This is a genomic window from Rhizobium aouanii (genome assembly GCF_037002925.1).
GTDB classification, from domain to species: domain Bacteria; phylum Pseudomonadota; class Alphaproteobacteria; order Rhizobiales; family Rhizobiaceae; genus Rhizobium; species Rhizobium aouanii.
In genome coordinates, this window is the sequence record NZ_JBAMYD010000007.1 from 241796 (window position 1) to 265872 (window position 24077).

The window sequence follows — 24077 nt, forward strand, 5'->3', positions numbered from 1 at the left end:
GACAGCGCGTCCCGCGCGGTCAGAAGAACAGATGTTCCAGCGGCCCGGCCGGCAGCGTCAGCTGCAGCAGCTGCGAGAAGATCGCCCAGACGACGAAGCTGAAGACGATACCAAGCGGCAGCGAGATCCAGAGCTTGCGTTTGCCGAAGCCGCGTGCCGTCAGCGCGAAGAGGATGCCGGTTGCGATCGAGAAGCCGGCCACGCGCAGGAGCAGCATCTGGCCGGCAAGACCGGCGACGATCCAGATGACGGGTGCGACTTCCTGCCGGTCACGCTCCGGAAAATCGCCGCGCCAGGCTTCGAAGGCGGTCCAGATCCCGAGACAGAAGAGGCCAAATGCCACCATTTGAGGCGCTGTCGCCGGACCGATGCGATCGTATTGCGCGATCGTTTTCAGATGCAAGGCATCCCAGGCCATCACGCCGGCGACGACGAAGAGGAAAACGGCAATGATGAACGCCGCCCAATCAGGGCGGCGTTCGGTTGCCGAGGAGGTGTTATCCTCGCTCATTGAACAAGTCCGATGTCTTTGAGAATGCTCTCAGTGGCCGAGATATCCTTTTCGAGCTGCGCCTTGAAGGCATCGCCGGACAGATAGGTGTCGGCCCAGCCCTTGGTCTTCAGCGTTTCCTGCCAGGTGGCGGAGCTGTGCAGCTTCTCGAAATCGGCGGTGACGCTTGCCACCTGTTCTGCCGACAGGCCGGGGGCAGCGGCGACCATGCGCCAGTTCTGGATGGTGACGTCGGTGCCGGCTTCCTTCAGCGTCGGGGCATCGACGCCGTCGATACGCTTTTCGCTGGAGACGGCGAGAAGGCGGAGCGTGCCTGACTTCACCTGCGATTCGAACTCGCTATAGCTCGAGACGCCGGCCGTGACCTGGCCGCCGAGAATTGCGGCGAGCGCTTCACCGCCGCCGGAGAAGGCGACATAGTTGATCTTGGTCGGATCGACACCGGAGGCCTTGGCGATCAGGCCGACGGTGATATGGTCGGTGCCGCCGGCCGAACCGCCACCCCAGGAAACCGAACCCGGATCCTTCTTCAGCGCCGCAACAAGATCGGCCATGGTCTTGATCTCGGATGCAGCGGGAACGACGACGGCCTCATATTCGCCGGTCAGGCGGGCGATCGGCGTGACATCCTTGAGCGTGACCGGCGACTTGTTGGTGAGGATCGCGCCGACCATGACATAGCCACCGACGATCAGCGAATTCGGGTTGCCGGCAGCCTGGCTGCTGAACTGCGCAAGGCCGATGGTGCCGCCGGCGCCCGGGACGTTCTGGACCTGCACGTTGCCCGAGATCTTCTCCTGCTGCAGCGCGGTCTGCAGCGAACGAGCCGTCTGGTCCCAGCCGCCGCCGGGAGCGGCGGGCGCGATGATGGTGTAATCGGCCGCATAGGCCGGCAGCGCGATGGTCGCTGCAAGAAGGGTTGCGATGAACGTATGCTTCACGATGTGTCCTCCGTCGGCGGCTGAGCAAACCGCCTGTTGTTCTCTGGGAATCGGGAGGAATGGCCGGCCAGCGGACGCAAGCGTCCTGAATGACGAGCGGAATACCTCCCAAGGCTTCAGCTCTCCGCCTCCACGGAGAAGAAGTAGCCAAAGCGACCACAACAACCTGTCATTTAGCTGACATCGGCGAGATATCCAGAAGGAGAAGACACTTTTTTGCCGTAATTGGCGGACGGCGGCTGAGATCCGCTTTCTCCTGCCGCATGGCAAGTACATTATCTACACTGGACGTCCGTTTTTATTTGCCGGATATTCTATGCCGGAGGGCAATCCAATGGCGCATGGCGGTTACAACCATTTTTGTCCGGTTTCCAAAGCGTGCGAGCTGCTTGAGCCGCGATGGACGCTGCTCATTCTCTGCGAGATGTGGTCCGGTTCAACCCGCTTCAATGAGATCCGCCGGGGCGTGCCGGGAATGTCGCCGACCCTGATGGTTAAGCGTCTGAGGGAAATGGAAGCGAACGGACTGATTGTCCGGTCGCAAAACGATGCGACGGGCGATATAGTCTATAGAACGACCGAGATGGCCAAGGAGCTGGAGCCGATCGTCCACGCGCTTGGAAAATGGGCGCATAGGAACGTCGACGCCGACGTCACGCTGGAAAAGCTCGATGCCCGCATATTGATGTGGAACATGCGCCGCAAGATCGATGCGAGCGCCCTTCCTTCCCGCAGGCGCAGCGTCATCAGGTTCAGCTACCCCGAACTGCCGAGAGACGAGAGAAATTACTGGCTGCTGGCAAAACCCGGTATGCCGGTCGACCTGTGTCTCAGTGATCCCGGCTATGACGTAGACCTTTTCGTGACGGCGGAGCTCAAGGCCATGACATCGGCATGGATCGGCCTGTCGAGCCTGGAAACCGAAATCGCCCATGACAAGATTTCCCTGATCGGCGACACGACCCTCGCCGCCAGCATGGAAAACTGGATGGTCAGGAGTTCCTACGCGATCGCCTGAGGCGCCATGGTTGCGCCTGCCAGTCCATATTCTGTATCGGGATTGCTACACTTCCTACACTAGGCCGAAATGCCAGTTCGCGGCACCATCGAACCATGAGCGGACCAGCGGCAACGCTGATTGGCGGGCCGGCCGCTTTGCAAAACCGAACGAGAGCAACAAAACCCGGCGGACGTTACGGCGGATTGCCTGCGTTTGCCGACAAGCCCAGGAGAGAAACCATGCAGACCACCCTCAGCACGTCGCGGGAACCCGCGCTATCCCAAAATACCGACCTTTCCGCCCTGAAATCGCGCCAGCAGACCGCATGGGCCTCGGGCGATTATGCCGTCATCGGCGTGCGACTGCAGATCGTCGGCGAAAGCCTCTGCGAGGCGCTGGACCTGCGCGGCGGCGAGAAAGTCTTGGATGTGGCGGCCGGGAACGGCAACGCCACGCTGGCCGCGGCGCGGCGCTGGGCCGAGGTGACATCGACGGATTACGTCCACGAGCTTCTGGAGCGCGGCCGCGAACGGGCGATCGCCGAAGGCATGCCGGTAAATTTCCAGATGGCCGATGCAGAGGCGCTGCCGTTCGAAGACGGAGCTTTCGATGCCGTCGTTTCTACATTCGGCGTGATGTTTACCCCCGATCAAGACACTGCGGCGAAGGAGATGCTGCGGGTCTGCAGATCAGGCGGCAGGATCGGCATGGCGAATTGGACGCCGAACGGCTTCATCGGCCAAGTGTTCAAGACGATCGGCCAGCACATTCCAGCCATGCCCGGCGTGAAATCTCCTGCACTCTGGGGCACGACCGCCAGGCTCGAAGAGATGTTCGCAAGCAGCGGACGGATTGCCGTCACGCCGAAAATCTTCAATTTCCGCTATCGCTCCCCCGCCCATTGGCTGGAAATTTTCCGCACTTGGTACGGCCCGGTGCACAAGGCGTTCGAGGCGTTGCCCCAGCCGGGCAAGGCGGCGCTGGAACGTGATTTCCTAACGCTGATCGAGCGTTTCAACCAGGCCGAGGACGGCACGATGGTGGTGCCCGCCGAATATCTCGAAGTGGTCGTGACGAAGCACTAACACGACTGCCGGGCTCAATCTGGCAGGATCATCGGCCCGGCCTCCCCAACTCTGCAGCAAAGGCCTCCGGTTTAATTCCGGAGTCGTAATCGATGGCAACAGAGCGCACGAAACGAGCGCGAGACCGCCAGTTGGTGGAGTGAAACTGGCTGAAAGCTGACCTTCACTGCGTCCGCAGAACCTCGTTCCAATGCGCGATCAGCCGCGCCCGCTTCACCTGGTCGAGATAAACCATGAGCCCGGGACTGACCGGCACCGGCCGCAGTTGGGCGCCGAGCAGTTCCTGCAGCGTATTGGCGGTATTCTCCCCTGCCACCTCGGGGCTGACGGCCGGGATCTGCAGCTCGCGCGCCATGATCGTCTGCCCTTCCCTCGACATGAAGAAGGTAAGGTAACGCCGACCGAGCTCCGGCTCGGCAGCGGCCTGCGGCACCAGCCCGATCCGCGACATCACCACGGTGTAATCCTTCGGCAGCACGATGCCGACATCGGGATAGCGTGAGGCCCAGTCGGCCGCATAGGAACCGAGAATATTGTAGCCGAGCACGAAGCGCCCGTCGGCAACGCGTTCGAGGATCGCCGAACTCGTCGAATAAAGCTTGACGCCGGCAGCCCCCATCGCCCCGATCACCGACCAGATGTCGCCGAACTGCTCCTGGTCGCGCGCCATGAAAAGAAAGCCGACGCCGGAACGCTCGATGTCATAGGTGCCGATCCGCCCATAGACCTGGTTGCCCTTGCGCTTCAGATAGGCGACGAATTCAGCCCGCGAACTCGGCACCGGCTCATCCGCAAAGCTCGGCTTGTGATAGACGAACACCGCCGGCTCGAAGGTGAGCGCATAGGCGGTGTTGCGCCAGTTCGCCCATTTCGGCCATGCAGCACTCATCGGCAGGTTGCTGACCTGTGCATAGCCGTCGTTGGAAAGCTTCACCTGCAGGTCCATCGCCGAGGAAAAGGCGAAATCCGCCGTCTTCTTGCCGGCATCCGTCTCCCTGACGATCCGGTCGTAGATGTCGCCGGTCAGCATATCCTCATATTTGACTGCAACATCGGGATTGGCGTCCTGGAAACCCCGGATCATCGGCTGCGCCAGGGGCTCGTCGAGCGAGGAATAAACCGTCAGCACCGGCGCATCGGCATTGCCCGACTTCGCCGGATAGAAGACCGGATCGGCGAGCGCAAAGCCCGGCCAGAACGCCAGCAGCAAGATGAAAACTCTCCTCATGCCGCAACAATGCCTGAGCGCGCCCAGAGGAGCAAGGGCGCCGGACTAGGCAGCGACCCACTCCATCAGCGCATTCTGCGCATGCAGCAGAAAGGCCTTGGCGGCGCAGCTCCGGCAAAGCGGGTGTTCCATCGCCCCCGCCGTCACCTCCCGGCCGCGCGTAACCGGCGGGCACGGCAGGAAGATCGTATCCTCCCGCAAACGATCGAGCACATCGGTCCCGATCCGGTACCCGGCGAGCGCGTCCGAGGCGGCATCGCCCGGCCATGAATCGGTGATGACGACGTCGGCATCCGATAGCTCGCCCATATCGGTGCTCACGCGGAAGCGCCTGTTGAGCAGCGCGGCGTCGCTGATGTGCCAGCGTTCGGGATAGACCTGCACCACCTCGATCGGCAATGCGATCGACGCTTCGGCCCAGGAGCGGAGGATATTTGCGTCCGCCGCCACGCCAACGACCTTCAACCCGTCGATCGAGCCGCGCCGGCTCTTGATGTAGGCAAGGTCGCCGAGCGTCTCGCAGGGATGATTGTAGCGCGTGCGCGCATTGATGACAGGCACCTGCGAGGCTGCCGCCACCGCTTTCAACGTCGCAAACTCCCTGGTGCGGATCACCAGCATGTCGAACCAGTTGCCGAGATAACCCGAGAGATCGCCGGTTTCCTCCCTGGCATTGAAGCCGATCGGCACATGCACGCAGATACCGCCCATCGCCTGGATACCGAGATCGAAGGCGGTGGTATTGCGCCAACCGCCGTCATCGACAATCAGGGCGACGCGTTTGCCCGCAAGGCTCTGCGGCATCGTGCGCTTGTCCCAGGCTTTGGCAAGCTCACTGGCGCGACCGATGATCGACCGAAGCCCGGCCTCCGGAATGTCATGAAACTCCAGAAAATTCCGGGCCGAACCTGTCATTCCAACTCTCGTTGCGCTTGAAACCGTCGCCACAATAACCAGGTCCGGCCTCACGGCAATCGTCGAAAGAAAATCCCGCTGAACCTTCCATCGGCAGCAAGCGCAAATCGCCATTCCATCACGGCATTTTCGAAGGCGACGTCATAGACGTCCCACCCCTCCGGCGACACGCCCTTGAACGAAATCGACCGCAACGCCCCCGCCCGCTCCAGGTCCGCGCGAATCATCGACATCTGCTCGCGCCCAGCATCGGCAAGTGCGGGAACCATCTTGTCATAGTCGACCTCACCGCTCTGATGCTGGGCGATCAGGCCGCGCAGCAGCGCTTCGCTATTGTCGACCGGCTGTTTGTTTTTCGTCCGGTTCTCCAGGTCTTCGGCCAGCCTCACCGCCTCCGCCGCATCGATCCGCAACGCCTCTTGCTCCCACCCGTTCTGGCGCAGCACAAGGCCGTCCACCCGCTTGTCCGGCCCACGGCGGAAGCCGATCTGCGCCGCAACCACGCGATAGAAGAACTCGTCTTCCTTCTCCGGATAGATATCGATGGCTTCCTGTCCGAGCACCTGCGCTGTCAGCCCGCCCTCGCGCCGGGCGATCGTGATACTGCCACCCCATTCGAAGAGGTAGGCGCCCAAATAATCATCATTGATCTCAAGAGCGATCGCGCCTTCCGTGCGCGGCCGCGCCTGCTCGTAGCGCCGCCAGGCGACGGCGTCGGCGGATTGGTCGGTCATGCTGGTCTCCTTGGCTATGCTGATAAGTTCGTTGATCGAGATGGGTTCGCCGGCGGCGATCCGTTGCCGCGAGGCGTTGATCCGCGAGAGATTGTCTTCGACGCGGCTGCGCAGCGAGAGCAACTGCGTCTGTTGCATGGCGAGCGTACGGTCGAGATCGGTCGCCTGGCCGGCCAGCAGTTCTGTGATCCTCGCCAGACTGAGCCCAAGCCGCTTCAGCGCCAGGATCTCGTTCAGCCGCGCGATGTCCTCGACTCCATAGAGCCGCCAATTCTTGCCGGTTCGCCGCGGGTTGATCAGCCCGCGTTTCTCGTAGAGTCGAAGCGCTTTTACCGTCAGGCCGATTCGCTCGGCGCATTCGGCTGCCGTCAGCCAGAGATTCTCGTTCATTCGCTCGTTCATCATTCCCTCACGAATCGTCTTCTAGGCTATGCCCCTGGGTCCGGCTCAAGCCTTAAAACGATCGGCGATCAGTTTTATGATGCCGATACAGAAAGTGTCGGCAAGCAGAAGACTCCGTTTTTCTCCGACGGGAATTGTCTTTTCATCACAAAGGATTAGGGATTGGCTCGATCCTTCACCCATTTAGAGTATTGATGAAGATCGACGACGTTATATGGTCGCGCTGCCGCGTCAAAACGTCGAGACCGCCCGAATTTCTTTTTCGGGGGACGACTCTACGCGACAAAAACTCTATAAAAAGCTAGACTAAACTGGAAAGATCCATGGAGGGGTCATGGAACGACGACTGAGTGCTATTCTCGCTGCCGATGTCGTCGGCTACAGCCGGCTGATGGGCATCGATGAATCCGGCACGTTGCAGGCGCTGAACCGCCATCGCTGCGAGCTGGTCGATATTCGTATATCAGACTACAAGGGCCGGATCGTCAAACTCACCGGCGACGGCATCCTTGCCGAATTCCAGAGCGTCGTGAATGCGGTCGCCTGCGCCGCCGAAATTCAGCGCAGCATGGCGGCCCGCAACGAGAACGTGCCCAAGGACGAGCGCGTCGAATTCCGCATCGGCATCAATCTCGGCGACGTCGTGGTCGAGAACGGCGACATATTCGGAGATGGGGTCAATCTCGCCGCCAGGCTTGAGCGTATTGCAGCGCCGGGCGGCATCGCCGTGTCGGCCTCGGTGCGCGACCAGGTCGGCTCGCGCCTTAATCTCGGCTTCGAATTTATCGGCGAGCACACGCTGAAGAACATCCGGCAGCCCGTTCAGGTCTATACCGTCAGCTTGGCGCCGCCCTCCTCCGCCAGATTGGTGGCGCAAAACCGCAATACCTGCTTCATCGCGGTGCTGCCATTCACCAATATGAGCGGCGATGCCGACCAGGATTATTTCTCCGACGGTATTACCGAAGACATCATCACCGATCTCTCCAAGATCTCCAGCCTGCACGTCGTGCCACGCAATACGATCTTCACCTACAAGGGCATATCGGTGAAGGTGAAGCGGCTCGCCCAGGAGCTTGGCGTGCGCTACGTGCTGGAGGGAAGTGTGCGCATCGTCGGCAATCGCGTGCGCATTTCCGGTCAGCTGATCGACACCGCCAATGGCGACCATCTCTGGGCCGAGCGTTACGACCGCGACATGACCGACATCTTCGCCATCCAGGACGAGATCACCCATGCGATCGTCGGCCAGTTGAAGGTGCGTCTGTTGCCGGAGGAGAAGAAGGCGATCGCGACTGAGCCGACCGCCAATGTCGAGGCCTATACCTATTATCTCAGAGGCCGCCAGCTCTCTCACACCTGGACCAAATCCTATCTGGAGCTCGCAAGGCGCATGTTCTGCAAGGCGGTCGAGCTCGATCCGGACTATGCCCGCGCCTATGCCGGCATCGCCGATTGCGACGCGGCGATCCGCGATTGGGCGCCTGATGACGTGCCGCTGAGGCGCATCCTCGAGATGAGCGCTCGCGCCCTGGAGCTCGATCCTGACCTTCCCGAGGCCCACGCCTCCCATGGTCTCGCTTTGCATCAAAGCGGCTATGACGATAGGGCGGCGGCGGCCTTCGAACGTGCCCTGGCGCTCGACCCGAACCTCTTCGAGGCGAATTTCCACTATGCCCGGTTCTTCTTCATGCACGGCAACTTCGCCGAATCCGTGCAATATTTCACCCGCGCCGCCGCAATCCGCTCCGATGACTACGTCTCGCCGATCCATCTGATGTCCGCCTATCGCTCGCTCGGCCGGGTGCTGGATACGGAAAACTGGGCGCGCCTCGGCCTGCTGCGCGCCGAACGCGCCCTCAACCTCAATCCGGAAAATTCAGGTCCCGCCCATCGCGGCGCGCTGGCGCTTGCCCATCTTGGCGACGCGGCAAGGGCGCGCGACTGGGCCGACCGGGCGATCGCCATCGATCCTGATGACATCGTCGCGCAGTATAATCTCGCCTGCGTCTACTCCGTCCTCGGCGACGTCGACCAAGCGATCGATCTGCTGCAGAAGCTGCTGCCGAATAGCTCCGTCTACCACATCAAATGGTTCGATAATGATTCCGACCTCGACAACATCCGCGACGATCCCCGCTTCCAGAAACTCCTCGCCGCCGCGATGACGCAGCGCGAGCGGATCGAAAGGACAGGGAGCTGAGGTCAAGCTTTTCCCGGCCGTTCACTGGCGCATCGGCCCGAAAATCGGAATCGATTTACGGAAAGCACGATGCGTAGACTCAAAGTGTTACAGCGTCCTTTGCGCGTCTGTAGGACGCGCGGCGCTGTAAGCTTGAAAATCGCTGTGACATCCCTGCTTCATCTCTGTAATCTCCCTTGAAAAACAGGGGAAACATCCGTGCGCATCCTGCTCACCGAAGACAATATCGCGCTGGCAGACGGCCTGTCGGCGATCTTGCGCGGCACAGGCCATGCCGTCGATGTCGTCCATGACGGTGCGTCTGCCAATGCGGTCATCGCAGCGGAAAATTTCGATCTGGTGATCCTCGACCTCAACCTGCCGGAGATGGACGGGCTCGACGTGCTGCGCGCCATGCGCGGCCGGCAGAACCAGGCGGCCGTCCTCATCCTGACCGCGCGCGGCACGCCGGAAGAGCGGGTGAAGGGGCTTGATCTCGGCGCTGACGATTATCTGATCAAGCCCTTCGATATCGCCGAATTCGAGGCCCGTGTGCGCGTGCTGCTGCGCCGCCAGGCCGGGCTGCGCTCGGCGACGGTCGGCTTCGGCAGCATCTCCTTCGATCTCAATTCCCGCACCTTTTCATCAGGCGCCACCCCCCTCGATATTCCCGCCCGCGAGCTCGGCCTGCTCGAAATCCTCTTCATGCGGGCCGGCAAGGTCGTCGCCAAGGAGGCGATCATTCAATCGCTGACGGCCTTCGACGACGACATTTCGGCAAACGCCATCGAGCAATATGTCAGCCGTCTGCGTAAGCGCCTGTCGCCGCACGGCCTGACCGTCAAGACCGCCCGCGGCATCGGTTATTATCTCGACAAGCTGCCCGAGGCCTCATGAAAGCCGCCTATTCCCTCAGGCGCCGGCTGCTCTTCTGGCTGCTCGTCTCCACCGCCGTCATCGGTACGCTGGCACTTGCCGATACCTATCGCGAGGCGGTCCAGACCTCCAATATCGTCTCCGACCGCGTGCTCGCTGGTTCCGCGCTGGCGATCGCCGAGCGCGTCGTCGTCGCCGAGGACGGCACGCTACAGGTCGATATCCCCTATGTCGCACTGGAGATGCTGACCTCGGCCGCGCAGGATCGCGTCTTCTACCGCGTCGACGGCCCGCCGGGCCAATTCATCACCGGCTACCAGTCCCTGCCGGTCCTCAAGAAGACGCCGGGCGATGCTGCCGCCTTCGCCGACGACACCTTCCGCGGCGAGCCGATCCGCGTCGCCACACTCGAGCGCTCGGCCTCGACAGGCATCCGCTCCGTGCCCTTCGTGGTGACGGTCGCCGAAACCACCATCGCCCGCCGGCAGTTGGCACAGGCGATCCTCGTCCGCTCCGCACTCCGCCTCGCCTTCATGATCGCGGGCGCGGCGGTCATCGTCTGGATCTCGGTCACGGTGGCTCTGCGCCCGCTCTACAAGCTCGGCGACGCCATCGGCGAACGCAGCCCCGATGACCTGCATCCGATTAGGCAGACCGTGCCGAGCGAGGTCGAGCCGCTGGTCGATACGGTAAATTCCTTCATGGTCCGACTACAGTCGGCGCTGGATGCGCTCCGCCATTTCACCGGCAATGCCAGCCATCAGTTGCGCACCCCGCTGGCGATCATCCGCACCCAGCTCGCCCTTTCCGCCCGGGCCGGCTCGCTCGATGAGGCCCAGGCCGCAGCACTGAAGGGCGACCAGGCGGTGGCGCATGCCGAGCGTATCCTTGCCCAGCTTCTGCTGATGGCCAAGATTGACGCCGCTACCGCCAAGGAGGCGTTGACCGCCTCCGCCATCGATCTCGCCGCCATTGCTCAGGAGATCACCGGCGAACAGATCCCGACAGCCGCCGTCGCCGGCATCGATCTCGGCTTCGAGGGCGAGAGCCCGGCGATGGTCCGCGCCGAGCCGCTGCTGATCGGCGAAATGCTGCGCAACCTTGCCGGCAATGCCATCGCCTATGCCGGCAAGGGAGCTGAGGTCACCGTCCGTATCATCGCCGCGTCAGAGACGATCCGCCTCGAAGTCGAGGACAACGGCCCCGGCATTCCGCCCGAGAAGCTGGAGGCGGTGCGCCGGCGTTTTTCGCGAGGCAATGATTCCGATGCGCCAGGCGCCGGCCTCGGCCTGCCGATCGTCGAAGAAATCGCCAATCTTTTCAACGCCGACCTGACGCTGGAGCCGGGCGCAGATGGCAAAGGCCTGAAGGCGGCAGTCACCTTTGCCAAGGCAGCGTAAAAGCCGTCGACCTTTCCGCCTTGCTTTCTTTCGCTGCATTGCACACACTGATTTCGGGAACAGCAAGCCGCACGACGATGCGAGCCGGATAAAAAGAGAAATATGTCGATCAAAGCCAGCATCTATCATCTGACGCATTATACCTATGACAAGCCGATCCGCCTCGGCCCACAGATCATCCGGCTGAAACCTGCCTCGCATTCGAAGACACGGGTGCTCAGCCACTCGCTGAAGGTCACGCCCTCCAACCATTTCGTCAATCTGCAGCAAGACCCTTATGGCAATTACCTTGCCCGCTACGTCTTTCCGGACCCGGTGACCGAATTCAAGATCGAGGTCGATCTCGTCGCCGACATGACGGTCTACAATCCCTTCGACTTCTTCGTCGAGGAAGAGGCAACCAAGTGGCCCTTCGGATACCCTGAAACGATCCAGGAGGATCTGTCGATCTACATGACGCCGGAGCCGGCCGGTCCGCGCCTCAAGGCGCTGCTGCCGACGCTCGACTGGTCGCCCGACCAGCCGACAGTCGATATGATCGTCGGCCTGAATGCCCGCTTGCAGCGGCAGATCGGCTATGTCATCCGCATGGAAACCGGCGTGCAGACGCCGGAGGAGACGCTGGAAAGCGCCAAGGGTTCCTGCCGCGACACCAGTTGGCTGCTCGTCCAGATCCTTCGCCATCTGGGCCTCGCCGCCCGCTTCGTCTCCGGCTACCTCATCCAGCTGACGCCGGACCTGAAGGCGCTTGACGGCCCTTCCGGCACCGAAGTCGATTTCACCGACCTGCATGCCTGGGCTGAGGTCTATCTGCCTGGCGCCGGCTGGGTCGGCCTCGATCCGACTTCTGGCCTGCTGACCGGCGAAAGCCACATCCCGCTTGCCGCCACGCCGCATTATCGCAACGCCGCTCCGATCTCCGGCGGTTATTTCGGCGAGGCCGAAACCGAATTCGCCTTCGACATGAAGGTCTCGCGCGTCGCCGAGCACCCGCGCATCACCAAACCCTTCTCCGATGAAAGCTGGGAGGAGCTCAACGAGCTCGGCGAGAAGGTCGACCGTGTCCTCGAAGCCGAGGACGTGCATCTGACGATGGGCGGCGAACCGACCTTCGTTTCGATCGACGATTTCCAGTCCGAGGAGTGGAATACCGCCGCGGTTGGCCCGACCAAGCGCGAAAAGGCCGACATCCTGATCCGCAAGTTGCACGAACGCTTCGCCCCCGGCGGTTTCCTGCATTACGGCCAGGGCAAATGGTATCCGGGCGAAAGCCTGCCGCGCTGGACCTTCTCGCTCTACTGGCGCCGCGACGGCAAACCGGTCTGGCAGAACCTCGACCTGGTCGCCGCCGAAGGCAAGGACACCGGCGTCAAAGCCGAGGATGCCGAAAAGCTCCTGACGGCGATCGCAAAGGAGCTGGCGATCAAGCCCGATATGGTGCAGCCGGCCTATGAGGATCCCGCTGACTGGATCATCAAGGAAGGCAGCCTTCCCGAAAACGTCGATCCGTCGAATTCGAAGCTGAAGGATCCCGAGGAACGCAACCGCATCGCCCGCGTCTTCGCCCGCGGCCTCACGACCCCGACCGGTTATATCCTTCCGGTCCAGGCATGGAATGCCAGGGCAGCGGAAAGCCGAGTCTGGGTCAGCGAGAAATGGCGCACCCGCCGCGGCAAGATCTTCCTCGTCCCCGGCGACAGTCCGATCGGTTACCGCCTGCCGCTCGGCACGCTGCCCTATGTTCCCCCGGCGCGTTATCCCTACATCCACCCCGCCGACCCGACGATCCCGCGCGAACCGCTGCCTGATGTCTTCGTTCCGGCCGGCCGGGCCATGCCGGAAGCCTCTTTCCATGCCGACGAGAGCAATCGCGGCCGGATTGAACAGACGCTCGGCGAACTCCGCGGCGCCGTGCGCACCGCCATGTCGGTCGAGCCGCGCGACGGCAGGCTCTGCATCTTCATGCCGCCGGTGGAGCGCATTGAGGATTATCTCGAGCTGATCGCCGCCGCCGAAAACGCCGCCGCCGAGCTCAAGCTTCCCGTCCATATCGAAGGTTATCCGCCGCCGCAGGACGAGCGTATTAACGTCATCCGCGTCGCCCCGGATCCCGGTGTCATCGAGGTCAACATCCATCCGGCCTCCAACTGGAAGGACTGCGTCGACATCACCACTGCGATCTACGAGGAGGCGCGCGCCACCCGGCTCGGCGCCGACAAGTTCATGATCGACGGCCGCCATACCGGCACCGGCGGCGGCAACCATGTCGTCGTAGGCAGCGCCAATCCGAACAACAGCCCATTCCTGCGCCGTCCCGACCTCCTGAAGAGCGTGGTCCTCCACTGGCAGCGGCACCCCTCGCTCTCCTACCTCTTCTCCGGCATGTTCATCGGCCCGACCAGCCAGGCGCCGCGCATCGACGAGGCTCGCCACGACACTCTCTACGAGCTGGAGATCGCCATGGCGCAAATCGGAGCCCCCGGCCGCGGTCAGCAGCCGTTGCCCTGGCTCGTCGACCGCCTGTTCCGCAATCTTCTGACCGACGTCACCGGCAACACCCACCGCGCCGAGATCTGCATCGACAAGCTGTTCTCGCCCGACGGCCCGACCGGACGGCTCGGCCTCATCGAGTTCCGCGGCTTCGAGATGCCGCCGAATGCGCGCATGTCGCTTGCCCAGCAATTGCTGGTGCGCGCGCTGATCGCCCGCTTCTGGGTCAACCCGGTCGACGGCAAGTTCGTCCGCTGGGGCACGACCCTGCACGACCGTTTCATGCTGCCGCATTTCGTCTGGGCCGACTTCCTCGACGTGCTTGCCGACCTTCGCCAAAACGGCTTCGACGTCAGCCCGGAATGGTTCAAAGCCCAGCTCGAATTCCGCTTCCCCTTCTGCGGCGAAGTCGAATACGAGGGCTCGAAGCTGGAACTGCGCCAGGCGCTGGAGCCATGGCACGTCATGGGCGAGGAAGGCGCGCCGGGCGGCACCGCCCGCTACGTCGACAGCTCCGTCGAGCGCCTTCAGGTGCGGCTCGAAACCAGCAATACCGCGCGTTACACCGTCACCTGCAATGGCCGCACCCTGCCGCTGACGCCGACCGGCACCGCCGGCGTGTCGGTCGCCGGCGTCCGTTACAAGGCGTGGCAACCGTCCTCCGGTCTGCATCCCGTCCTGCCGATCAACACGCCTTTGACTTTCGACATTTATGATACATGGTCGAAGCGTTCGATCGGCGGCTGCATCTATCATGTTGCCCATCCGGGTGGCCGGACCTATGACACTTTCCCTGTCAACGGCAACGAGGCGGAAGCAAGACGACTCACCCGCTTCGAGCCGTGGGGGCATACGGCGGGCGGATACATTCCGCGCGTCGAGACGGGTTCGCCGGAATTCCCGCTGACGCTGGATCTGAGGCGGCCCGCCGGGGTTTGAGACCGAGGGTTGAGGCTTAAGTTTTGATGGGCAAGAAGCCGGCAGTGGAGCGCAGGGAAGAGGCAGAGGACCGCATCGCCAAGAATGCGGCCTTCGGCTATGCACCGCTTCCCGATACCGCCGATGAGATGGTCGACAACGACGGCGCCGTCCGCCCTGTCTGGCAGAATTTCCTCTCGCATCTGAGCGCAATGCCGGAAAGGGATCTCGCCGAGCGCTTCGCCCGCGCCGACCGCTATCTCCGTGATGCCGGCGTCTTCTATCGCGCCTATGGCAGCAAGGGCACCGGGGAGCGAGCCTGGCCGATCTCGCATATCCCGGTGCTGATCGACGAGCGCGAATGGCAGACGCTGTCGGCGGGCCTCGTTCAGCGCGCCGACCTGCTGGAAGCAATCATCGCCGATATCTACGGCGACAACCGGCTGGTGGAGGAAGGTTTCCTGCCGCCGGCACTGATCGCGGCCAATCCCGAATTCCAGCGCCCGCTCGCCGGCGTCAAGCCGGCATCCGGCCATTATCTGCATTTCTGCGCCTTCGAGATCGGCCGCGGGCCTGACGGCAACTGGTGGGTGCTGGCCGACAGGACGCAGGCTCCCTCAGGCGCTGGTTTCGCGCTGGAAAGCCGCGTCGCGACGACCCGTGCCTTCTCGGATATCTATGCCGAAACCCCGGTCCATCGCCTCGCCTCCTTCTTCGGCGCCTTCCGCGACGCGCTACAGGGCATGAAACATTCGGGCGATGACCGCATCGCGGTGCTGACACCTGGCCCCGCCAACGAGACCTACTACGAACACGCCTATATCGCCCGCTATCTCGGCTTCATGCTGCTCGAGGGCGAGGATCTGACCGTCGTCAAGGGCCGTGTCATGGTGCGCACCGTCGCCGGCTTGAAGCCGATCGGCGTGCTCTGGCGCCGTCTCGATTCGGCTTTTGCCGACCCGCTGGAGTTGAACCAGAATTCGCATATCGGCACGCCCGGCCTCGTGGAAGCGCTGCGCGCCGAAAGCCTCACCATCGTCAATGCGCTCGGCACCGGCATTCTTGAAACCCGGGCGCTTCTCGCCTTCATGCCGACCATCTGTCACCATCTGCTTGGCGAGGATCTGCAATTGCCCTCTATCGCTACCTGGTGGTGCGGTCAGGAGGAAGAGCGCGAGCACGTGGCAAAAAACATCGAAAAGATGGTAATCGGCCCGGCCTATTCCCGCGCTCCCTTCTTCGACGATAACGGCGAATCCGTGCTCGGCTCATCGCTGCGTGCGGCTGCCAAGGATTCGATCACCGACTGGCTGAGTTCCGACGGCCCGAAGCTCGTCGGCCAGGAAGTCGTCACGCTATCGACCACACCTGCCTGGGTGGACGGCAAGCTCGTGCCGCGACCGATGTCGCTGCGCGTCTTCGCCGCGCGCACCGCAAACGGCTGGCAGATCATGCCCGGCGGTTTTGCCCGCATCGGCTCCGGCGCCGATGTCGCGGCGATCGCCATGCAGTCCGGTGGTGCCGCCGCCGATGTCTGGATCGTCAGCGACAAACCGGTCGAGCGCCACACGCTGCTGCCCGCTGAAGGCAGCTTCACCCGCAACATGCCGGGCAGCCTGCCGAGCCGGGCGGCCGACAACCTGTTCTGGCTCGGCCGCTACATCGAGCGCGCCGAAGGGGCGCTGCGCATCCTGCGCGCCTGGCATGCCCGTTTCGCCGAAGCCGCCGATCCGAGTCAGCCACTGCTCGCCGACGTCTCCGATTATCTTGCCGCCGTCGATATCGATACCACCGACGCCGTGCCCGAAACGCTGCTGCGCAACATCGACAGCGCCGTTTATTCGGCCAGCAACATCCGCGACCGTTTCTCGCCGGACGGCTGGCTGGCGCTCAACGATCTCGCCAAGACCGCCCGCCGCTTCCACGTCACCGTCGCTGCCGGCGACGACGCCAGCCACGCGATGACGATCCTCTTGCGGAAGCTTGCAGGCTTTGCCGGTCTCATGCATGAAAACATGTACCGCTTCACCGGCTGGCGGTTCCTTTCGCTCGGCCGTTATATCGAACGCGGCCTGCACATGACGCGCCTGCTCGGCCACATGTCGGGCCCGGAAGCGCCAGACGGCGCGCTCGACATGCTGCTGGAGATCGGCGACAGCGTCATGACTCATCGCCGCCGCTATAACGTCAACACCGCGCGGCTGACTGTCACCGACCTCTTGGCGCTCGACCCGCTCAACCCGCGTTCGGTCCTCTTCCAGGTGAACGAGATCCATCACGAGGTTGAACAACTGCCGAATGCCATGATCAACGGCCAGATGTCGCCCTTCTACCGCGAGGCGATGCGGCTCCATTCCGGCCTGGCGGTGATGACGCCGGAGGGTATGGGCGTCGAGGTCTATCAGCGACTGGAACGCGAGTTGGAGCAGCTCTCCGATCTGCTCGCCCAGACCTATCTCGGGTGATGGCCGTGCTCTACGATCTCTCCCTCCACATGGGTTACAGCTACGACGCGCCGGCCTCCGGCGCCCGCCACATCATGCGCCTGATGCCGCTGTCGCTGGCCAACCGCCAGCGGCTGGTCGCCGGCTCGATCACCATCTCGCCCTCGCCGGACGAGCAATCGCATTTCGTCGATTTCTTCCATCATCCCGCCACCTCCTTCCTGCTGCGCTCGCCGCACGAGACGCTCGACATTCGCATGCAGGCCCGGGTGCAGGTGGAGAGCCAGCCGATCGCCGCCGATTTCTCGCCGCTGCTTGCCGACCTACCGGAAGAGATATCAGGCATGTGGTCGCTGGCGCCGGATTCGCCGCACCATTTCCTCGGTGACAGTCCGCGCCTCACCCAAGCCCGCGAGATCGCCGACTATGCGCGAAACTGCGCCATGCCTGATCTGACGGCGCTGCAGATCGCCCATGCGCTCTGTACCCGCATCAACAAGGATTTCACCTACGACCCCGACGCGACGACGGTGGACACGACACCGATCGAGGCGTTCAGATTGAAGCGCGGCGTCTGCCAGGATTTCACCCATGTGATGATCCTAGCGCTTAGAAGCCTCGGCATTCCGGCCGGCTACGTCTCCGGTTTCCTGCGCACGATCCCGCCGCCCGGCAAGGAACGGCTGGAAGGCGCGGACGCCATGCATGCCTGGGTCAGGATCTGGTGCGGTGAGACGAACGGCTGGATTGAGCTCGACCCGACCAACGACATCCCCGCCGGCACGGACCACATCGTCGTCGCCTATGGCCGGGACTATTCCGACGTCGTTCCCGTCATCGGCGTATTGAAAAGCTATGGCGGCCAACGCGCCGTCCAGGCGGTCGACGTCGTTCCGCTGAAATAATCCCAAAACTGGAAAAATCCGACGATTCGTTAAGATTGTATTGACGCCGTAAGGACGGCGGAAAGGAGAAGCGTGCGTATATCGCCTCACAGCGCCTCTTATACGGGTGAACATGATGAGCACCTCCTTTTTGCATCCCTGCCTGCGTCGCATGCTTGGCGACCGTGGCGGTAATTTTGGTATAATGACGGCGATAATAGCCGTTCCACTGATGCTCGCAGCCGGCCTTGCGGTCGACTTTTCCGTAGCCAGGGTTGAAAAAACCAATCTCCAGCAGATCGCCGACGGCGCGGCACTGGCCGGCGCCAAGGTTTTCGACGGCACCAATCTCGCCGACGCGAAGGCGGCCGCACAGAAATATGTCAGTGCCTACGGCGGCAACATCGCCTTCGACGCCACGCCCGACGGGCGCATTTTGAAGGTCACCCTGAACGATCAGGTTGATACCGCCTTTATGAAGATCGCCAACATCAATACCGTCGACGTCGGCGTCACTTCGGCGGCCATTTCGCCGGAAAAGCCGACAAAGGTGATCTTCAAGCCGACACAGGCGCAAGGTTACTGGTACAAGAAGATATCACTCATGGTCGTGCGGCCGAATAGCACAGCCGAACAGGTGCTCGGAACCATCATTTACCAACCGACCACGCTGAACGATTCAGGTCAGGGGACCATGACGGTTACTCCCTCAAGCGGTGAAATCGACCTCGGCAATTACACAAAGCTCGTCCTGAAAATGGAGATCAAAGACGACTACTGTGGGACCGGCTATACCGGTTCCGTCTCCAACAACTCCAAGAAGACCGTGACATGCACGGCCGTCGATGAAAAGAAAAACAAAACGTTATGGCAGCAGAAGTCGGTCTATACCTCGACGCTTCGCACCGACAATCCGGACCAGATAGATTATCTCTTCGTCGACGGAAAGCAGCTGAAGAAGGGCGCGACCTATCCGCTCGAATCCTATTTCGGCTGCAGCAAGACCCAAAGCCATGCGTGGGAAGACGGTGGCGGCTGGGAGCGCCAGGACTTCTTCTATACCGTCAGCGCTGTTTGCGGTGGTTCCGAAGGTGATTTCGTCCGCCTGACCCAATAATCGGTTCGTGAGAAACATCACGATAAAAAAGCCGCTCCGGAACAAACCGGAGCGGCTTTTCGTTATCGCTAGCCCACCCATCAGATCGGGAAAAGCGATAGAAATCAACCCCCTCGGCCCGCGTGAATATGAAGGTTTCGCAAATTTTTCGTTTGTCCAAATCCTTTGTTGCAAGTGCTTACTAACGATGCATAAACTGTCGCCGGCGCAAGCGACAAATTGATTGAATCAGGCATAACATCCTGAAACCAAATTAAAATTGGCGAGACCTGACGATGAACACTGTTTCCAAGCCGATCATCCCCTCCCCCGCCCCTCGCAGTTCAAGGCCGGAAATTCTCGCTGAAGAAATCATCGAACGTCTGACCTACCGCATCGGCAAGGATGCCAAGGTGGCAAAGCCGCATGACTGGCTGACCGCAACCATCCTGGTGGTGCGCGACCGCATCATCGACAAGTGGATGGCTTCCACCCGCGAGGTCTATGCGACCGGCGCCAAGCGCGTCTACTATCTTTCTCTCGAATTCCTGATCGGCCGCCTGATGCGCGACGCCATCTCGAACCTCGGCCTGATGGAGGAGGTGCGCGATGCGCTCGCCTCGCTCGGCGTCGACGTCAACGTCATTGCCGGCCTGGAGCCGGACGCCGCACTCGGCAACGGCGGCCTCGGCCGTCTGGCTGCCTGTTTCATGGAAAGCATGGCGACGGTCGAGGTTCCGGCCTATGGTTACGGCATCCGCTATGTCCACGGCCTCTTCCGCCAGCAACTGGCTGACGGCTGGCAGGTGGAACTGCCGGAAAACTGGCTCGCCCATGGGAATCCCTGGGAATTCGAGCGCCGCGAAAGCTCCTATGAAATCGGCTTCGGCGGCGCCGTCGAATTCATTACAACCCATGACGACCAGCCGCGCTACGTCTGGAAACCGGCCGAGCGCGTCATCGCCGCCGCCTTCGACACGCCGGCCGTCGGCTGGCGCGGCAAGCGCGTCAACACGCTGCGCCTCTGGTCGGCGCAGCCGATCGATCCGATCCTGCTCGATGCCTTCAACGCCGGCGACCACATCGGGGCGCTACGCGAAAGCAACAAGGCCGAAAGCCTGACCCGGGTTCTCTATCCTGCCGACGCCACCCCGGCCGGCCAGGAACTGCGCCTGCGCCAGGAATTCTTCTTCTCGTCGGCCTCGCTGCAGGACATCCTGCGCCGGCATCTGCAGCAATATGACGATTTCACTTCGCTGCCGGACAAGGTGGCGATCCAGCTGAACGACACTCACCCCGCCGTCTCGGTCGCCGAACTCGTGCGTCTGCTCTGTGACGTACACGGGATGGATTTCGACCAGGCCTGGGACATCACCCGCCACACCTTCTCCTACACCAACCACACGCTTCTGCCCGAAGCGCTGGAAAGCTGGGCGGTGCCGCTGTTCGAGCGCCTGCTGCCGCGCCACATGCAGATCATCTATGCGATCAATGCCAAGATCCTGATCGACGCCCGCAAGGGCAAGAACTTCTCCGATGGGGAAATCCGCTCGATCTCGCTGATCGATGAAAGCGGCGACCGCCGCGTGCGCATGGGCAACCTCGCTTTCGTCGGCTCGCATTCGATCAACGGCGTCTCGGCCCTGCACACCGACCTGATGAAGGTCACGGTCTTCGCCGACCTGCACAAGCTCTATCCCGACCGCATCAACAACAAGACCAACGGCATCACGCCGCGCCGCTGGCTGCAGCAGTGCAATCCCGGCCTCACCGGCCTGATCCGCGAGGCGATCGGCGACGAATTCCTCGATGATGCCGAGAAGCTGCGTGCGCTCGACGTGCATTCCTCCGATCCGGCTTTCCAGCAGAAATTCGCAGCGATAAAGCGCGCCAACAAGGTGGCACTCTCCAACCTCGTCGCCAGCCGCATGGGCGTAAAGCTCGATCCATCGGCGATGTTCGACATCCAGATCAAGCGCATCCACGAATACAAGCGCCAGCTGCTTAACATCATCGAGGCCGTCGCGCTCTACGACCAGATCCGCTCGCATCCGGAGCTCGACTGGGTGCCGCGCGTGAAACTCTTCGCCGGCAAGGCGGCGCCGAGTTATTACAACGCCAAGCTCATCATCAAGCTGATCAACGACGTCTCCCGCACGATCAACAACGACCCGTCGGTGCGCGGCCTGCTGAAGATCGTCTTCGTCCCGAACTACAATGTCTCGCTCGCCGAAGTCATGGTTCCGGCCGCCGACCTCTCCGAGCAGATTTCGACCGCCGGCATGGAAGCATCCGGCACCGGTAACATGAAGTTCGGCCTGAACGGCGCGCTGACGATCGGCACGCTCGATGGCGCCAATGTCGAGATGCGCGACAATGTCGGCGAGGACAACATCGTCATCTTCGGTCTCAAGGCCGACGAGGTGTCGAAAGTCCGCAGCGATGGCCACAATCCGCGCGCCATCATCGAGGGATCGCGCGAACTCGCCCAGGCGCTTGCCGCCATCGGCTCCGGCGTCTTCTCGCCCGATGACCGCAACCGCTATACGTCGCTGATCGACGGCATCTATTCGCACGACTGGTTCATGGTCGCGGCCGATTTCGACGCCTATGCCCAGGCCCAGCGCGAGGTCGACCAGATCTGGACCAACCAGTCCGCCTGGTACACCAAGACGATCAACAATACGGCACGGATGGGCTGGTTCTCTTCCGACCGGACGATCAGGCAATACGCAGACGAAATCTGGAGAGCCGGATGAAAACGCCGAAAACCGTCCCTGAAGTAAAGCTTTCCTGGGAAATTTCGGCAGATGAAATCACGGCAATCCTTGCCGGCTCGCATTCCAATCCCTTTGCCGTCCTAGGTGTGCACCAGGCCGGTGACGCCTTCGTCGCCCGGTGCTTCATCCCGGGCGCGGAGGAGGTGACCGCCATGACGCTCGACGGCGGCGTCATCGGCGAACTGAAGCAGCTCCATGCCGACGGCTTCTTCGCCGGCCCGGTTTCCGTCACCAAACTCCTGCCGGTGCGTTACCGCGCCCGGCGCGGCGATGCCGAATGGGCTGTTACCGATCCCTACAGCTTCGGGCCGGTGCTCGGACCGATGGACGATTATTTCGCCCGCGAGGGCTCGCACCTGCGCCTGTTCGACAAGATGGGCGCCCACCTCATCAAGCATGACGGCGCCCAGGGCATCCATTTCGCCGTCTGGGCGCCGAACGCGCAGCGCGTCTCGGTCGTGGGTGATTTCAACAATTGGGACGGCCGCCGCCACGTGATGCGCTTCCGTGCCGACAGCGGCATCTGGGAAATCTTTGCCCCTGATGTACCGATCGGCGTTGCCTACAAGTTCGAGATCCGCGGCCAGGACGGCGTATTGCTGCCGCTGAAGGCCGATCCCTTTGCACGGCGCAGCGAGCTGCGGCCGAAGACTGCCTCGATCACCGCCGCCGAGCTGGAGCAGGAGTGGGAAGACGAGGCCCATCTGAAGCACTGGCGCGAGACCGACAAGCGCCGCCAGCCGATCTCGATCTACGAGGTGCATGCCGCCTCCTGGCAACGCCGCCAGGACGGCACGATGCTGTCCTGGGACGAGCTCGCCTCCAGCCTCATCCCCTATTGCGCCGACATGGGCTTCACCCATATCGAATTCCTGCCGATCACCGAGCACCCCTACGATCCCTCCTGGGGTTACCAGACGACCGGCCTCTACGCGCCGACCGCGCGTTTCGGCGAGCCGGAGGGTTTTGCCCGTTTCGTCAACGGCTGCCACAAGGTCGGCATCGGCGTCATCCTTGACTGGGTGCCGGCGCATTTCCCAACCGACGAACACGGCCTCGGCTGGTTCGACGGCACGGCACTCTACGAGCACGAAGATCCGCGCAAGGGCTTCCACCCGGACTGGAGCACTGCGATCTACAATTTCGGCCGCACCGAGGTCGTTTCCTATCTCGTCAACAACGCGCTCTATTGGGCCGAAAAGTTCCACCTCGACGGCCTGCGTGTCGATGCCGTCGCCTCGATGCTCTACCTCGATTATTCGCGCAAGCACGGCGAATGGATCCCGAACGAATATGGCGGCAACGAGAACCTCGAAGCGGTCCGTTTTCTGCAGGATCTCAACATCCGCATCTACGGCAAAAATTCCAACGTCATGACCATCGCCGAGGAATCGACCTCCTGGCCGAAGGTCTCGCAACCCGTTCATGAAGGCGGCCTCGGCTTCGGCTTCAAGTGGAACATGGGCTTCATGCACGACACGCTGAGCTACATGAGCCGCGACCCCATCTATCGCGGGCACCATCACAACGAACTCACCTTCGGCCTGCTCTACGCCTATTCGGAAAATTTCGTCCTGCCGCTCTCGCATGACGAGGTTGTGCACGGGAAAGGCTCACTGATCGCCAAGATGCCGGGCGACGACTGGCAGAAATTTGCCAATCTGCGTGCCTACTACGCCTATATGTGGGGCTATCCCGGCAAGAAGCTGCTGTTCATGGGCCAGGAATTCGCCCAGTGGAGCGAGTGGAGCGAAGAGAAGGCACTGGACTGGAACCTGCTTCAGTATCGGATGCACGAGGGCATGCGGCGCCTGGTGCGCGACCTCAATTTCACCTATCGCAGCAAGCCGGCGCTGCATGAGCGTGACTGCGAGGGCGAAGGTTTCGAATGGCTGGTCGCCGACGACCACCAGAATTCCGTCTTTGCCTGGCTGCGCAAGGCGCCGGGCCAGAAGCCGGTCGCCGTCATCACCAATTTCACCCCTGTCTATCGCGAGAATTACTCGATCCGCCTGCCGTCCGCAGGCCGCTGGCGGGAAATCCTGAACACCGATGCCGACATCTACGGCGGCAGCGGCAAGGGCAATGGCGGGCGCGTGCAGGCCGTCGATGCCGGCGGCAACATCACCTGCTCGATCACCTTGCCGCCCTTGGCGACAATCATGCTTGAACCTGAAAATTAGTGACTGGT

At 62.2% G+C, this 24077-nt stretch carries 16 protein-coding genes; 11 read left to right on the forward strand and 5 right to left on the reverse strand.

The features are described from left to right. Positions 1 to 19: 19 nt before the first annotated feature. Positions 20 to 511: a tripartite tricarboxylate transporter TctB family protein gene (locus V8P77_RS14835; RefSeq protein WP_017962097.1), complete on the reverse strand. Its 492-nt coding sequence runs from the start codon at positions 509 to 511 to the stop codon at positions 20 to 22. Further along, positions 508 to 1452, reverse strand: a complete 945-nt coding sequence (locus V8P77_RS14840; RefSeq protein ID WP_026158883.1) for a Bug family tripartite tricarboxylate transporter substrate binding protein — start codon at positions 1450 to 1452, stop codon at positions 508 to 510. The genes V8P77_RS14835 and V8P77_RS14840 overlap by 4 nt, the downstream gene beginning before the upstream one ends. Positions 1453 to 1786: 334 nt before the next feature. On the opposite strand from V8P77_RS14840, the gene V8P77_RS14845 reads away from it, so the two are divergent. Both V8P77_RS14845 and V8P77_RS14850 read left to right on the forward strand, forming a co-directional pair. After that, entirely contained in the window at positions 1787 to 2470 is a 684-nt protein-coding gene (locus V8P77_RS14845) for a winged helix-turn-helix transcriptional regulator (protein WP_335913130.1), read from the forward strand. A 221-nt stretch (positions 2471 to 2691) separates the two neighbouring features. Continuing rightward, the gene (locus V8P77_RS14850) at positions 2692 to 3537 is read left to right on the forward strand and encodes a class I SAM-dependent methyltransferase (RefSeq protein ID WP_335913131.1); all 846 of its coding nucleotides are present in this window, start codon (positions 2692 to 2694) and stop codon (positions 3535 to 3537) included. A 163-nt stretch (positions 3538 to 3700) separates the two neighbouring features. Here the strand turns inward: V8P77_RS14850 and V8P77_RS14855 are convergent, their stop codons facing one another. The 3 genes from V8P77_RS14855 to V8P77_RS14865 all read right to left on the reverse strand — a co-directional run bounded on the left by V8P77_RS14855 (position 3701) and on the right by V8P77_RS14865 (position 6804). Beyond that, the gene (locus V8P77_RS14855; RefSeq protein ID WP_025396022.1) at positions 3701 to 4747 is read right to left on the reverse strand and encodes an ABC transporter substrate-binding protein; all 1047 of its coding nucleotides are present in this window, start codon (positions 4745 to 4747) and stop codon (positions 3701 to 3703) included. Between the two features lie 63 nt (positions 4748 to 4810). Continuing rightward, positions 4811 to 5680 carry an ornithine carbamoyltransferase gene (locus V8P77_RS14860; RefSeq protein ID WP_335913132.1) on the reverse strand — a complete coding sequence of 290 codons (870 nt, stop codon included), beginning with the start codon at positions 5678 to 5680 and terminating at the stop codon, positions 4811 to 4813. Between the two features lie 50 nt (positions 5681 to 5730). Next, the gene (locus tag V8P77_RS14865; RefSeq protein ID WP_335913133.1) at positions 5731 to 6804 is read right to left on the reverse strand and encodes a MerR family transcriptional regulator; all 1074 of its coding nucleotides are present in this window, start codon (positions 6802 to 6804) and stop codon (positions 5731 to 5733) included. Positions 6805 to 7150: 346 nt separating this feature from the next. Between V8P77_RS14865 and V8P77_RS14870 the strand changes: the two genes are divergently transcribed. From V8P77_RS14870 to glgB, 9 genes are all read left to right on the forward strand, one after another. Further along, complete coding sequence (locus tag V8P77_RS14870; RefSeq protein WP_335913134.1) at positions 7151 to 9019, forward strand: TPR end-of-group domain-containing protein; 1869 nt, start codon at positions 7151 to 7153, stop codon at positions 9017 to 9019. A 198-nt stretch (positions 9020 to 9217) separates the two neighbouring features. Next, positions 9218 to 9895 carry a response regulator gene (locus V8P77_RS14875; protein WP_025396025.1) on the forward strand — a complete coding sequence of 226 codons (678 nt, stop codon included), beginning with the start codon at positions 9218 to 9220 and terminating at the stop codon, positions 9893 to 9895. Then, a complete protein-coding gene (locus V8P77_RS14880) occupies positions 9892 to 11274 on the forward strand; it encodes a sensor histidine kinase (RefSeq protein ID WP_335913135.1) in 1383 nt (460 codons plus the stop codon). The genes V8P77_RS14875 and V8P77_RS14880 overlap by 4 nt, the downstream gene beginning before the upstream one ends. A gap of 102 nt (positions 11275 to 11376) precedes the next feature. Beyond that, a complete protein-coding gene (locus tag V8P77_RS14885; RefSeq protein WP_335913136.1) occupies positions 11377 to 14703 on the forward strand; it encodes a transglutaminase family protein in 3327 nt (1108 codons plus the stop codon). A gap of 26 nt (positions 14704 to 14729) precedes the next feature. Continuing rightward, complete coding sequence (locus V8P77_RS14890; RefSeq protein ID WP_335913137.1) at positions 14730 to 17147, forward strand: circularly permuted type 2 ATP-grasp protein; 2418 nt, start codon at positions 14730 to 14732, stop codon at positions 17145 to 17147. Next, entirely contained in the window at positions 17144 to 18031 is an 888-nt protein-coding gene (locus tag V8P77_RS14895; protein WP_335913138.1) for a transglutaminase family protein, read from the forward strand. The genes V8P77_RS14890 and V8P77_RS14895 overlap by 4 nt, the downstream gene beginning before the upstream one ends. A 115-nt stretch (positions 18032 to 18146) precedes the next feature. Continuing rightward, entirely contained in the window at positions 18147 to 19127 is a 981-nt protein-coding gene (locus V8P77_RS14900) for a pilus assembly protein TadG-related protein (protein ID WP_335913139.1), read from the forward strand. 275 nt (positions 19128 to 19402) lie between these two features. After that, positions 19403 to 21865, forward strand: a complete 2463-nt coding sequence (locus V8P77_RS14905) for a glycogen/starch/alpha-glucan phosphorylase (RefSeq protein WP_335913140.1) — start codon at positions 19403 to 19405, stop codon at positions 21863 to 21865. Next, positions 21862 to 24069, forward strand: a complete 2208-nt coding sequence (gene glgB / locus V8P77_RS14910) for a 1,4-alpha-glucan branching protein GlgB (RefSeq protein WP_335913141.1) — start codon at positions 21862 to 21864, stop codon at positions 24067 to 24069. Before V8P77_RS14905 ends, glgB begins: the two co-directional genes overlap by 4 nt. Positions 24070 to 24077: the final 8 nt, after the last annotated feature.